13 protein-coding genes and 1 pseudogene are annotated in these 12,432 nt (G+C 69.5%); 8 read left to right on the top strand and 6 right to left on the bottom strand.

Annotated features, from left to right (window positions below; all coding sequences use genetic code 11):
* Positions 1-207: pseudogene (locus tag MXD58_RS09780) on the bottom strand (amidohydrolase family protein); the annotation flags it as partial.
* Between the two features lie 112 nt (positions 208-319).
* Complete coding sequence (locus tag MXD58_RS09775) at positions 320-1,153, bottom strand: SDR family oxidoreductase (RefSeq protein ID WP_248839867.1); 834 nt, start codon at positions 1,151-1,153, stop codon at positions 320-322.
* Between the two features lie 211 nt (positions 1,154-1,364).
* On the opposite strand from MXD58_RS09775, the gene MXD58_RS09770 reads away from it, so the two are divergent.
* Complete coding sequence (locus tag MXD58_RS09770) at positions 1,365-2,609, top strand: acyl-CoA dehydrogenase family protein (RefSeq protein ID WP_248820346.1); 1,245 nt, start codon at positions 1,365-1,367, stop codon at positions 2,607-2,609.
* 51 nt (positions 2,610-2,660) lie between these two features.
* Here the strand turns inward: MXD58_RS09770 and MXD58_RS09765 are convergent, their stop codons facing one another.
* Positions 2,661-3,878, bottom strand: coding sequence for a CaiB/BaiF CoA transferase family protein (locus MXD58_RS09765; protein WP_248839866.1), 1,218 nt, complete (start codon positions 3,876-3,878; stop codon positions 2,661-2,663).
* 243 nt (positions 3,879-4,121) lie between these two features.
* On the opposite strand from MXD58_RS09765, the gene MXD58_RS09760 reads away from it, so the two are divergent.
* The 7 genes from MXD58_RS09760 to MXD58_RS09730 all read left to right on the top strand — a co-directional run bounded on the left by MXD58_RS09760 (position 4,122) and on the right by MXD58_RS09730 (position 10,153).
* Positions 4,122-5,177: a hypothetical protein gene (locus tag MXD58_RS09760; protein ID WP_248839864.1), complete on the top strand. Its 1,056-nt coding sequence runs from the start codon at positions 4,122-4,124 to the stop codon at positions 5,175-5,177.
* A 121-nt stretch (positions 5,178-5,298) separates the two neighbouring features.
* The gene (locus MXD58_RS09755) at positions 5,299-6,162 is read left to right on the top strand and encodes an amidohydrolase family protein (RefSeq protein WP_248839863.1); all 864 of its coding nucleotides are present in this window, start codon (positions 5,299-5,301) and stop codon (positions 6,160-6,162) included.
* A gap of 99 nt (positions 6,163-6,261) precedes the next feature.
* A complete protein-coding gene (locus MXD58_RS30670; protein ID WP_248839861.1) occupies positions 6,262-6,627 on the top strand; it encodes a hypothetical protein in 366 nt (121 codons plus the stop codon).
* Entirely contained in the window at positions 6,590-7,486 is an 897-nt protein-coding gene (locus MXD58_RS09745; protein ID WP_248839869.1) for an amidohydrolase family protein, read from the top strand. The genes MXD58_RS30670 and MXD58_RS09745 overlap by 38 nt, the downstream gene beginning before the upstream one ends.
* Before the next feature lie 170 nt (positions 7,487-7,656).
* Positions 7,657-8,283 carry a TetR/AcrR family transcriptional regulator gene (locus MXD58_RS09740; protein ID WP_248839860.1) on the top strand — a complete coding sequence of 209 codons (627 nt, stop codon included), beginning with the start codon at positions 7,657-7,659 and terminating at the stop codon, positions 8,281-8,283.
* A gap of 41 nt (positions 8,284-8,324) precedes the next feature.
* Positions 8,325-9,215, top strand: a complete 891-nt coding sequence (locus MXD58_RS09735; protein ID WP_248839859.1) for an LLM class flavin-dependent oxidoreductase — start codon at positions 8,325-8,327, stop codon at positions 9,213-9,215.
* Between the two features lie 242 nt (positions 9,216-9,457).
* Positions 9,458-10,153, top strand: a complete 696-nt coding sequence (locus MXD58_RS09730) for a TetR/AcrR family transcriptional regulator (RefSeq protein ID WP_248839858.1) — start codon at positions 9,458-9,460, stop codon at positions 10,151-10,153.
* An 80-nt stretch (positions 10,154-10,233) separates the two neighbouring features.
* Here MXD58_RS09730 and MXD58_RS09725 read toward each other — a convergent pair whose 3' ends face one another.
* The 3 genes from MXD58_RS09725 to MXD58_RS09715 all read right to left on the bottom strand — a co-directional run.
* Positions 10,234-10,665, bottom strand: a complete 432-nt coding sequence (locus tag MXD58_RS09725) for a nuclear transport factor 2 family protein (protein WP_248839857.1) — start codon at positions 10,663-10,665, stop codon at positions 10,234-10,236.
* Between the two features lie 26 nt (positions 10,666-10,691).
* Positions 10,692-11,105, bottom strand: coding sequence for a nuclear transport factor 2 family protein (locus tag MXD58_RS09720; RefSeq protein WP_248839856.1), 414 nt, complete (start codon positions 11,103-11,105; stop codon positions 10,692-10,694).
* A 16-nt stretch (positions 11,106-11,121) separates the two neighbouring features.
* Positions 11,122-12,432, bottom strand: a 1,311-nt coding sequence (locus tag MXD58_RS09715; protein ID WP_250609221.1) for a class I adenylate-forming enzyme family protein, incomplete at its 5' end; no start/stop codon positions are given.

Genomic DNA, 12,432 nt, shown 5'->3' with positions numbered 1-12,432 from the left:
CTTCGTCTTCGACGACGGGTTCTTCAGCCGGAACTCGATCTCCTGCGCACCAGGCGGCGCGACGACGCTGAACGTCGGGTTCGGGATGTACTCACTGATCTGGTTACGTAGCGCGATCTTGGTCCGGCCGTTGACCTCCACGTACTTGACCAGACCGGCGTGGCTCTCCGGCAGGTACTTCGTGAAGGCATCGGTCGTCTCGTACATGTGGTTGTCCGCGTCGAACACGGGATAGTCAATGAACCGGGACAAGAAACCTCTCCTCACGAAGCGGGCCCGCGTGCCGACGGCGTGCCGGACGGCCCGCGGACGGTCAGAACTAGCCGTGGCGGCCGAACACGTCCGCACCCCACGACTCGAAGGTGACGGGCAGCTCGCCGGCTGGCGCGGTCGGGGTGACGGTCAGGGTCTCGTACTGGTATCCGGCCGGCAGCGTGACCGCCGCGACGATGGCGCCCGCCACGACGTCGGGCGTCATCATGCCGGCGTGGCGGAGCAGACCGCGGCGGAACCACAGCTGGTAGGCGGCCAGCCCGCGACCGTTCTCCCCCTCGCGGGTGCCGAAGTCGGTGCCGATCGTCTCGCCACAGCGCAGCGCCGTGACGCGGATACCGGTGCCCTCGAGTTCCAGGCGCAGCATCCGGGCGGCGTGTTCCACCCCGGCGTTGGCGGCCGCGTAGGGAATGTGGTGCAGCCATTCCTTCGCCGCGCTCAGCGAGGTCATGAACAGGATGTCGCCGCCGCTGCCGGCGGCCCGCAGTGCTCGGACACCGCGTTGGGCCATGTAGAGCCCACCGGTGAGCTTGGTGGCGATCTCGGCGTCGATCTCGGCGGGGGTGAAGTCCTCAAGCGGGCCGAACCGGCCGGTCGCGGCGTTGTTGATGACCGCGGTCACGGTGCCGAACTTGTCCTCGGCCGCGGTGAAGAAGCGGTCCACGGACTCCGCGTCGGTCACATCGAGGTCGTGGGCGAGGCAGGAGCCGCCCGCCTCCTCGACCAGCGTCGCGGTCCGCGCGAGCTTCTCGGCGCGGCGTCCGCCGATGACGACCCGCCAACCCAGCTCGCCGAACCTGCGCGCGGTGACCTGTCCGATCCCGGTCCCCGCTCCCGAGATCGCGACAACGCCCGGAGCCGGCTCGCTGGTTTCGGTCATGTACGGCTCCCTGTTGGTCCTGAGGCAGTGCTGTGGTTCGCCACCACCGCTGGCCGCCGCCACTGCTAGTATCTACATCGATGTCAACTTCAATCTAGCTTGACAGTAGCGACCGGATGTCGCGCGTGCAACGGTCGATCAGGACCACCTCGGGTCGGTCCGAGACCCGCCGGCCGCACCGACCAGCCGCCGAAGCGTGGGATGGGGAAGCATGAGTACGACCGGAACCGAGAGCCTTGCCCACTTCCGCGAGCGTGCCCGGGCGTTCGTGCGCGCGCACCTCGGCCCGGCCCGTGAGAGCATGGCGAGCGGCCTGCGCGGTGGGCGCAGCGACGCCGACGAACTCGCCGCCGTGGCCCGCGACCAGGAGATCCAGCGTCTCCTGGCCGATGCGGGGCTGGCCGGGATCTGCTTCCCCCGGGAGTACGGCGGTCAGGGCCTCACCCCGGAGCACCAGGCCGTACTGAACGAGGAGCTGCGCGGCTACGAGCACCCGATGCGCCTGCAGTCGCCGTCGATCGCCCAGTGCGCGGCGGTGCTGCTCGAGTTCGGCACCGAGGAGCAGAAGAAGCAGCATCTGCCGGCGATCCTGCGCGGCGACGAGCTCTGGATGCAGTTCCTGTCCGAGCCCAGCGGTGGCTCGGACGTCGCCGGGGCCGTCACGACAGCCGTGCGCGAGGGCGACGAGTGGGTCCTCAACGGCTCGAAGATCTGGACCACCGGCGCGTGGTGGTCCAACTGGGCGCTCTGCCTCGCCCGCACGAACTGGGATGTCCCGAAGCACCGCGGGCTGACCGTCTTCATGTTCCCCATCGATCTTCCCGGGATCGATGTCCACCGTATCGAGCTGGTCAGCGGCTCGCGGGAGTTCTGCCAGGAGTTCCTGACCGACGTGCGGATTCCCGACACCTACCGGATCGGCGAGGTCGACGGCGGCTGGTCCGTCGGTGTCCGCTGGCTGTATCACGAGCGGCTCGGCATGAGCTCGCCCTACGCGACCCATGGCGGCGGCGGCCACGGCAGCGACACCGGCAGCCTGCTCGCGCTGGCCCAGGCGACCGGCCGCGGTGACGACCCGCTGGCCCGCGACCTCGTCGGGGAGGCCTACACCCTCGCGGTCACCGGCCGCGCGCTGGCGGACCGGCTCGCGGCGGCGATGGCCAGCGGGCGGGTGTCGGACCAGTCCGCGGCGGTCGGCCGGCTGTTCCACGCCGTCGCCAACGAGCGGACCACCTCGATCGCCTTCGAGCTCGTGGGCCCGGACGGCGCCGCCTGGGACGCCGGGGACCCGGCGACGGCGGACATCGGCACGGGCTTCCTCATCCGCCAGGTCGGGTCGATCGGGGGCGGCACGTCCGAGATGGCCCGCAACGTGATCAGCGAACGGGTGCTCGGCATGCCCCGCGAGCCAGCCCTGGACCGCCAGATCCCGTTCCGCGAGGTACGTCGAGGCTGACATGCGGACCTGGCCACCGGGCCCCGCGGCGACAGGGGCCCGGTGGGTGGATCAGGCGACGACGCCGCGGACCTTCAGGTCGACGACGGTGTCCCAGTCCAGGCCGAGTTCGGCGAGGATCTCGTCGCCGTGCTCGTTGAACTCCGGTGCCCGCGTCGGGACGGCCGGCTCGCCGTCGTACTGGATAGGTACCGCCACGAGTTGGAACGGTGTGCCCTGTGCCGTCACGCAGTCCTGGATGTAGCCGTTGGCGATGGTCTGCGGGTCGGCAGCGGCCTCCAGGGTGTGCTGGACGACCGCCCACTGCCCGATGAAGGGCTCCAGGCGACGTCGCCACTCGTCGAGGGGCGCCTGGGCGAAGAGCTCCTCGAGGATCGCCTTCGCCTCCCGCGCGTGGGCGATCAGCGAGGCGTGGTCGGCGAAGCGGGGGTCCGTGACGAGGTCCGGCCGTTGGAGGATCTCGCACAGCGCCGGCCAGTACGCGCCGGCCTGCAGGCAGGTGAGCATGATGTTGCGACCGTCGCTGGTCGCGTAGCTGCCCACCAGCGGATTGGCCGTGGCCGTGTCCGCCGGTTGCGCCAGCCATGGCTCCTTCCGCAGCAGGGACAGCGCCATGGCCTGGCCCATCGCCCACAGCCCGGTGCCGAACAGCGAGATGTCGACCGTCGTCGGCTCCCCGGTGCGCTCCCGGTGGAACAGCGCCCCCATGACGCCACCGGCGATGGTGATGGCGCCGACCGAGTCCCCCCAGCCGGGGCCGGGCGGGTTCGGGATCAGGTCGTACTCGGGTCGCATGACCCCCATCGCCGTCCCGGCGCGCATCCAGAAGGCAAGCGAGTCGTAGGCGCCCTTGTCCGCGTCCGGCCCGCGTTCGCCCTGCCCCGTCCCGGCCGCATAGATGATCTTCGGATTGGCCGCACGGAGCTGTTCCACCTCGATCCGCAGCTTGGTCCGGACCCGCGGCAGCTTGTTGGTCAGGAAGACGTCGGCCGTCGCCGCCAGCTTGTAAAGGATCTCCCGGCCGTCGGGCGAGGTCAGGTCGAGACCCAGGCTGCGCTTGCCTCGGTTGGAGTGCTCGAGCAGGGCGTGGACGTTGCCCTCGATGGCCGCCATCCCGGTGGACTCCAGGCCCCGCATCGCGTCACCGCGCTCGACGTGCTCAATCTTGATCACCTCGGCGCCGAGATCCGCGAGCATGGCGGAGGCCGCGGGAACGAAGGTGTGCTCGGCCACCTCGAGGACGCGGACCCCTTGCAGGATCGCAGTCATACGCAGCGCCTCCCAGTGAGAATCGTGCTTCGCGTGGATGGTTGACACAGAAGATCGACATCGCTCTCGATGAAAATTAAAATTGATGTCAGATTTGAGTTTGGCCGCTTTCCGTGCACCCGTCAACCCGCTCTTCGATCTTGTCGTCGATCGGCCGCCGAGGCGGAAGGCGTTCTCCACACCGCGCGCGCCGGACCTCGTCTCGTCGCTGGTCGAACCACCGCCGAAAGCAGCTGTCCGCACGTGACGTCCCAGGTCCGCCACGCGACGACCAGGACACGACGACTCCTGCCCTCCGGCGCCGGCGGACCCGCCCAGCGACAGTTCCCGAGAGACGGACAGATCTCGCTCGGACGTCGAGAGGAACGGCGGCAGGCGGGCCACGACCAGTTCCTCGATTCGGGCCGCCGGACTAGAACCTCCCTCACCAACCGTCAAGAATCCATCTCGATCACCTTCTACTCGTTCGCCAACTGGTCGCTGGCCGCCGGTACCGGCGCGGACCTGATCTGGCCGGCCCCGACCGGGCTGAGGCTGCCGGTCGTGCAGGTCCTGGCCGACGGCACGTTTCTGACCGTGCTGATCAACCCGGAGATCACGGGCGGCCGGCGCCGCGAGCGGCTGCTCGCCGCCGCGAAGGCCGGCGGGGAACTCGACCCGGACGAGGCGCACCTGGCCCGGGTCGTCGAGTACGACATCCCCGACCGCGCCGGCAACGGCACCGGCGAACTGGTCGCCCTGCTCACGACGATCCTCGACCCGGCGCAGGCCCGCGCCGACGAACTGGCCGCCGGTTACAACGAGCGCTGGGAGGAGGAAACCTCCAACGACCAGCTCAAGACCCATCTCCGCGGCCCCGGAAAAGTACCGCGGTCCCGGCCGCCGGACCTGGCCGTTCAGGAGATGTGGTCCTGGCTGGTCGTCCAGTACGCGCTCGCGGCCCTGATCGCCCGCGCCGCGGAAGCCGCCGAGATCGACCCCGACCGGGTCGGATTCGCCCGGACCCCGCGCCTGGTCCGCCGTTCCGCCACCGGGACGGCGGACATTCCCCCTGAGGACTGGAACGCCCAGCTCCCCGCCTTCCACACCGAGATCACCCGCAGGCTCAACCCGCCCCGGCGCCACCGCACCTGCCCCGCGTCGCCAAACGCGCCCGACACACCAGCTACCGCGTCAAGAAACCCGACGAACCCGCCTCGATCCGCCACCCAGGCCCCGCCACGGTCCGCCTCTACCTACTCGCCCCACCCACCGCGTGATCAAATACCCGCAAGATCAAAACAAGCTTCACGGCATTGAGCCAAGAGCAACCATCGAGTTGACTCGACTGAAGCTACGTTCTAGTCTCGTCAAAGCAGCGTCCGCGGCGGGGTCACGCATATTTCAACGGTTTCCCGCATACCCAAAGAGGAGCCTGTTCATGGCTATGCCCGCCGGCCTTCCCATCGTCGACACGCTCATCGGCTTCCCGCATGAGGGATTCGACCAGTACGACTTCATCCGTAAGCAGACCAAGGACAAAGGCTCCCAGGAGAGCGAGTTCCCGGTCGAGTACATGTTCAAGGAAGTCCCCAAGGACCTCCCGACCCACGACCCGGTCTCCGTCACCCTGCACGAGATGGACCGGTACGGCATCGAGATCGGTCTGGTCAGCGTCGCCGACGAGGCCACCGCGTTCGCCCTGAAGAACCACCCGGACCGATTCATCCCGTGTGGCAGCCTGCGCGACCCGAACGACGTGAGCGGCAGCGTGCGCGCCGTCCGCCAGGCCTACGAGGAGTATGGGATCAGGGCGCTCGGCGCCTTCCCAGCCGGGACGTTCCCGCAGGTGGCGATCGACGACCCGAAGATGTACCCGATCTACCAGACCTGCGTGGACCTCAACATCCCGATCTTCTGTACCGCCGGCATCGCGGGTCCGCGGGTGAAGTCCGCGGTACAGGAGGTCTCGCGGATCGACGCCGTCATGTTCGATTTCCCCGACCTGGTCTTCGTCACCCGCCATGGCTGCGAGCCATGGGAGGAACTGGCCGTGAAGCTGATGCTGAAGTGGCCGAACCTGTACTACTCGACCACGGCGTTCGTGCCGAGGTACTACCCGAAGGCGATCATCGACTACGCGAACACCCGCGGCGCCGACAAGATCATCTATGGCGGCTACTTCCCCATGGGCCTGACCCTCGAGCGGATCTTCACCGACATGGAGCACGTGCCGTTCAAGGACACGGTCTGGCCCAAGTTCCTCAGCGAAAACGCCCGGCGCGTGCTCCGGTTGGACGGGTAGGCGCCGGCCGCCGGTGTCGCCGGCGAGCCCGCCGCGCCGATCCACCCACGCCCACCCGCCGTGGGGCCGCACCCATCCTGCCGAGAAAGGACCGTCGACGTGGCCAGTTCTCCGGCCGACGCCCGCTACACCATCATCTCGTCCGACACCCATGCCGGCGGGAGTCACGTCCAGTACCGCGAGTTCCTCGACTCCGCGTACCACGAGGACTTCGATGCCTGGCGCGGAAAGTACCGCAATCCCTTCAGTGACCTCGGCGACTACCGGCGGCTGCGCAACTGGGATGACGGGATTCGTAACTCTCAGCAGGACGAGGACGGCGTTGTGGGGGAGGTCATCTTCCCGAACACCGTGCCGCCGTTCTTCCCCAGTTTCGTGCTGTTCGCCGACCCGCCGACCCGCGGACTACGCGCACCGCCGGGCCGGAATCCACGCGCACAACCGGTGGCTCGAGGATTTCTGTAGTCGCTTTCCGCAGCGTCGTGCGGGTGTCGGGCAGATCTTCCTGAACGATATCGACGACGCCATCGAAGACGCGGTCTGGATCAAGGAGCACGGCCTGCGGGGCGGCGTACTGCTCCCGCCGGTCCCGCCGCACGTGGACTGGATCAAACCACTCAGCCACCCGGACTACGACCGGCTGTGGGCGGTGTGCGAGGACCTCGAGATCCCGCTGAACGTGCACGGAGGACAGGGCTTGCCGTCGTACTCCAGGCACTCTTCATCGGCGCTGGTCATGACCGCGGAGATTTCTTTCTTCTCGCACCGTCCGCTGACGTTCATGCTGCTGTCGGGGGTGTTCGAGCGTTTTCCCCGACTCAAGCTCGTCATGACCGAGCAGGGCTGCGCGTGGCTGCCGCCGCTGCTCAGGCAGTGGGACTCCACACTGCACCGCATCCGTACCGACCGCGCGATAGGTGAGCTGCGCTTCTCCCCGGATCAACGGCTGCCGAAGTCCGCGACCGAGTACTTCCAGCAGAACGTCTGGCTCGGCGTCAGCTTCCCCCACGTCCCTGACATCGCGGCGGCCAGGGACCACCTCGGCGTGGACAAGCTGATGTGGGGCAGCGACTTCCCGCACGACGAGGGCACCTACCCCTACACGACGCTGCACCTGCGCCAGCTGTTCGCCGACTGGCCGCAGGCCGAGCTACGCAAGGTCCTCTCCGAGAACGTCGCGAAGATGTACGGCTTCGACCTCGCGGCGCTCGCCGAGCCGGCCTCCCTGCTCGGGCCGACGGTCGAGGAGATCACCCGTCCGCTCACCGAACTGCCGGAGAATCCCAACGAGGCACTGCTGGCAAACGCGCACGCCGCTGCCTGAGAACAGGCCTCTGGCCAGCACGTCCAGCTGCTTCCCGCGGCCACAGATTCTTTCTCAGCCCACGACAGGAGAAATCGCTTGCCATAATCCTGGAATCCAGTATGATAAAATGTGCACAAAAGATTGACATGCAGCGCCGAACATGAATCATCGGAGCGCGGCAGGAAAGGATGCTCGCCGTGCAGATTGCTGGTCCTCCGGCGCCCGAGACGCTGAGCGACGACCAGCTTGCCCGGCGTCAGCGCATCGTGAAGGTCGCACTTCGATCATTGGCCCGCAACAACTACGAAGATATAAAGATCAACGATCTGGCCCGGGACGCGAACGTTGCCCTCGGCACACTGTACCGGTACTTCGCCTCGAAGGAACACCTGCTGGCGGTCGCCTTCATGGAGTGGCAGTCCGTTCTGAAGGTGAAACTGGAGAGGTTCGTCCCCGCCGGCGCCACCGAGGCCGAACGGCTGAGCGAGGTATTCCGGCAGGTCACGAGCGCCTTCGAACTCCAGCCGCGATTCTTCCGGTTCATGACCATTCTCCACGACACGACAGACCCGTACGCGGCAGCCATATCGAGCTCCACCCGGTCGGTGTTCAACAAGACGGTCGAGGACACTCTCGGCGGCCCCCTCGACGCCGACCAGAACGCCATCGTGCGAACGGTCAGCGCGGTGTTCGAGCATGCCATGCGCAACTGGATCATGCAGCGGCTGACCATCGACGACGTGTACGAGCGGCTGGAAGCCTCGATCCGGCTGATCTACCATTACTGCCCCGAGGGCTCACCGCCGTCGCGTTAGTCGGCCTGGCCGCCCTGCCCGCCGGAGGGAGCCGATCTTCTTTGGCCACCGCCCACACCGCTCATACCGCCGCCGCCGGGGCGAGCCCGGCTGCCGCGGGGCAGCCGGGCATCGAGTTCGGCGTGTACCTGCCGCAGGTCGCCCTCGACTTCGAGTTCATGCTTGACCGGGCGCTGGCCTGCGAACGCCTCGGCTATGACGCGTTCTGGCTGTTCGACCACCTGTACGCCCCCGGCCTGCCGGCGGTGCCCAGCCTGGAGGGCTGGACGCTCGCGACGGCCCTGCTCGCGCGGACCACCCGGCTGCGCGGCGGACACCTCGTCACCTGCAACAACTTCCGGCACCCCGCGCTGCTCGCAAGGATGGCGGCCACCGCCGACGTCATCTCCGGCGGCCGGGTCGAGCTGGGTCTCGGCAGCGGCTCGGTCGAGCAGGAGCACCTGCAGGCCGGGTTCCCCTGGGGCACACCGCGGGAGCGCGGCGAGCGCCTCGGTGAGGCGCTGGAAATCATCACCCGGATGTTCGCCGCGCCCCGCACCACCTTCGAAGGCCGTCATTACGCCGTCCACGACCTGCCCAATCTGCCGGGGCCCGTCCAGCGGCCGAGGCCACGGATCCACCTCGGCGGCGTGGGGCCGAGGTGGACGCTGCCGCTGGTGGCCCGCTACGCCGACGTCTGGAACGTCCCGACCTACGCCCTCGACCGGATCGGCGAGCTGAGCCGCGCGTTGGACGCCGAGTGTGAGCGGATCGGGCGGGAGCGCCGAGGAGGTCGCCGCCCACTTCCCACGCACCGCGGCGACCTGAGGCCGTGCCCCGCCGCCAGCGGCCGCGCCTGGCAGCCACCGCGTCCGGTCGGGGCCCCGGGACCAGCACCGGAGCGGGGCGGGTTGTCCCCGCAATCGTGGCAGCCACCACATCTGCGATGTTGACGTCGACCTGACAGTTGGTGGCACGATGCCTGTCTGGGAGATGGGGCAACCGATGACCGGCGGCAACGGGCGGGGCGAGCCGTGGTCCCACCTGGGCGGCGTCAGCCGCGCGGGCCCACGGCGGACGGCCGCCCCACACCGCACCGCCAGGAGATCAGCAGTGTCCGTGATTGCGCTACCCGGTCGTCGGAATCCGCGCGAGCCGGCGGAACCCGTCGTCGAACACCCGAGAGGATGCCATTGTGGCTGAGCACACCGAAGCCAGCCCGGCACGCGCGCTGCCCAGCGCCACCCGCCCCCGGCGCGACGCCGACGAGGCGAACCCTCGGCGTGGCACCGGCCGCACCCGGCGCGGCCGCCAGACCCGCGGGGATCTCCTCGGCGCGGCCCGCACGGTCTTCGAACGGGACGGCTACCTGCACGCCCGGGTCGCCGACATCTGTGATGTCGCCGGACTCTCGCACGGCTCGTTCTACACGTACTTCGTCTCCAAGGAGGAGATCTTCCGCGAGGTCGTCGACTCCGTCGAGCTCGACCTGCTCAGCCCCGATCCGGTGCCCGCCAGCACCGACCCGGTCGAGCGCATCCGCCGGGCGAACCGCCACTACCTCCAGACGTACGCCGCGAACGCGAAGATCATGAAGGTCATCTTCGAGGTCTCCACCTTCGACGAGGACGTGCACCGGATCCGGCTGCAACGCCACGAGGCGTTCGCCCGTGCCATCGAACGCCGGACCAGGATGCTGCAGGACGCGGGCCTCGCCGACGCCGAGATCGACCCCGCCTACGCGGCCCAGGCGCTCGGCGGGATGGTCAACTACTTCGCCGACCTGCTGTTCAACACCGAGAACAGCTCCGGCTTCGAGCTGGACACCGCAGTGGAGCAGCTGACCATGCTGTGGGCGAACGCCATCGGAGTACGCCGCCACGCCGGCTGACCGGGTGACGGTACGGATCTCACCGCGGCCCGGTCCGGCGCCCCCCACCGCCGGCCCGTCCGATCAGCTCTTCGCGGCGCTCACGCGCTGTCCGAGGCCGGTTTCCTCGTCCGGGCAGGGCGGTCCGAGAGGCCTTCGGCGGTGATGAACTGGCAGCGGCACCGGCTGATGCGCCAGCCCGCCGCGGTCCGGACCAGCTCGTCGGTGTAGACGGCATGGCGGGCGACGCCGTCGGAGCGGTCGACGAACAGCAGGTTGCGCGTGGTCCGGGCGTCGTCCGGACCGAGCATGTCGATGACAGGCGGGCCGCCGAGATGCAGTCCGCCGGGGGCGGCGGTCATCATCGCCCGCAGCGCGTCGTGCCCGTCGAAGGACCGTCCGTAGACCAGGTAGCTGGCGTCCGGGGTGAACAGCGCCACCCAGCCCGCCACGTCGTCGAGGTCGAGCGTCAGGCAGTACCGGGCCAGCAGGTCACCGATGGCCACCTGATCGGCGGGCGAGGGAAGCGACACAGCTCCTCCTGGAGGGCGTGGGGACGTCAGAGCGACGGTGGCTTGTCGAGCAGGCGCACCTCACGGCGGGCGATCCGCCACGCCCCGTCGACCTGGACGAGGTCGTCGAGGTAGCGCCCGGCCATCGCCGGGGCCAGCCGGTCGTCCGTGTAGCGCAGGAACACGAAGTCGGCGGTCGAGCGGACCCGATCCGCACCGGCGGGTTCCAGCACCGTGTTGACCATCAGGTGCATGCCGCGCTGCTCGGGCCGGCCCTGCGTACGCTCGAAGAACGCGATCATCTCGGCCGGGCCGCGCAACGTCTGGCCGCCGTAGGCGAACTCGCCGTCGGCGGTGAACAGCGCGACGAGACCGGCGAAGTCGCCGTCGTCGCACCGGTGGCAGTAGCGCGCGAGGACCGCGCCCACCGCGAGCTGATCCTGCACCGCGACCTCGGTCACGACGCCCTCCCCCTGTTCACTCGGCGGCCAGTCGGGCGCCCAGATCACTGTCCTTGCCCGGGGTCTCCATCACCAGCCGCGAGCGCACGACCTTGCCCGACGCCGTCCGTGGCAGCGGCCCGTCCCAGCGGACGAGCTGCTCGGGCAGCTTGCGCGTCGCGGTCCCGTGGCCGAGCAGGTGCGCCACGACGTCGGCGAGGGTGACCGTGGCGCCGTCGGCCGCCACGACCGCGACCGCGAGCCGCTCCCCGGTGGTGCTGTCCGGCATGCCGAACGCGGCGGCCTCCTCGACTCCTGGCAGGTCGGCCAGCGTGGCCTCGACCTCACTGATGGAGATCTTCAGGCCGTTGCGGCTGACCACCTCCTTGAGCCGACCGACGACGGTCACCCGACCGTCGTGCAGCTCAAGCTGGTCGCCGGTGCGAAACCAGCCGTCCTCGAACGCGACGGCGTCGTCGGCGGGGTCGAGGTAGCCGAGGAACAGGCACGGGCCGCGCAGCAGGCCCTCCTGCGGATGCTGCTGCGAGCCCAGCCGGACCTCGCCGCCGGGCAGGAGCGCGCCGTCGTCGGCGAGGCGCCGCTCGCGCGGGTCCGCCGGCAGGCTGCCGGCGAAGGTCGGCGCCTCGGTGGAGCCGTACACCCGGGCGATGTCGATTCCGAAGCTGTCGGTGGCGAGTTCCAGCAGCGGGCGTGGCAGCATCGCCCCGCCGAGTGCCAGCGTCCGCAGGCTGATGCCACGCGGCCCGGTGGGGCCCGGGGCCGGGTCGGTCGTGGCGGCCGCCCGCAACAGCCGTTCGGCGATGACCGGCGCGCCGCCGAGCACGGTGGCTCGGGCGGCGTTGAGCCGGTCCAGGGTCCGCTGCGCGTCGAACCGGTCCTCCAGCACCAGGGTGGCGTGGCGATCCGCGGTGAGATGCAGCTGCAGCAGCCCGGTGATGCTGGTGAGCGGGCTGACGAGGAACACGACCGCGTCCTGGTCGGCGCTCGTGCACAGGGCCAGGTTGTCGGAGCCGGCGGTGAGGGTGTTCAACGAGTGCACGACGCCCTTGGGCCGGCTGGTGGTGCCCGAGGTGAACAGCACCACCGCCGCGCGGTCGCGATCCGGTTCCCGCCACGGCGGCGATCCGGCCGGGTCCGCGCCGGGCGGGACGGCAACCTCGTCGAACAGGTCCAGCGGCACGACCTCGCCGGCGTCGGCCAGCGCCTCGGCCAACCGGCGGGTCTCGCCGGCCGGCATGATCACCCGCGGGTGCGGCGCTCCGGCGTCGAGGGCGACGCGCAGGTCCGCGGCGCCGCACCGACGGTCCAGCACGATGGTCGTCACGGC

The sequence above is a fragment of the Frankia sp. AgKG'84/4 genome (assembly GCF_023242965.2).
Lineage (GTDB): Bacteria > Actinomycetota > Actinomycetes > Frankiales > Frankiaceae > Frankia.
This window is presented reverse-complemented; position numbering and strand designations above follow the sequence as displayed.

Excerpts from the sequence above, each read along its gene's own strand:
- MXD58_RS09755 (WP_248839863.1), top strand. The coding sequence starts at position 5,299 with ATGGCTATGCCCGCCGGCCTTCCCATCGTCGACACGCTCATCGGCTTC.
- MXD58_RS09740 (WP_248839860.1), top strand. The coding sequence starts at position 7,657 with ATGCTCGCCGTGCAGATTGCTGGTCCTCCGGCGCCCGAGACGCTGAGC.
- MXD58_RS09770 (WP_248820346.1), top strand. The coding sequence starts at position 1,365 with ATGAGTACGACCGGAACCGAGAGCCTTGCCCACTTCCGCGAGCGTGCC.
- MXD58_RS09775 (WP_248839867.1), bottom strand. The coding sequence starts at position 1,153 with ATGACCGAAACCAGCGAGCCGGCTCCGGGCGTTGTCGCGATCTCGGGA.
- MXD58_RS09765 (WP_248839866.1), bottom strand. The coding sequence starts at position 3,878 with ATGACTGCGATCCTGCAAGGGGTCCGCGTCCTCGAGGTGGCCGAGCAC.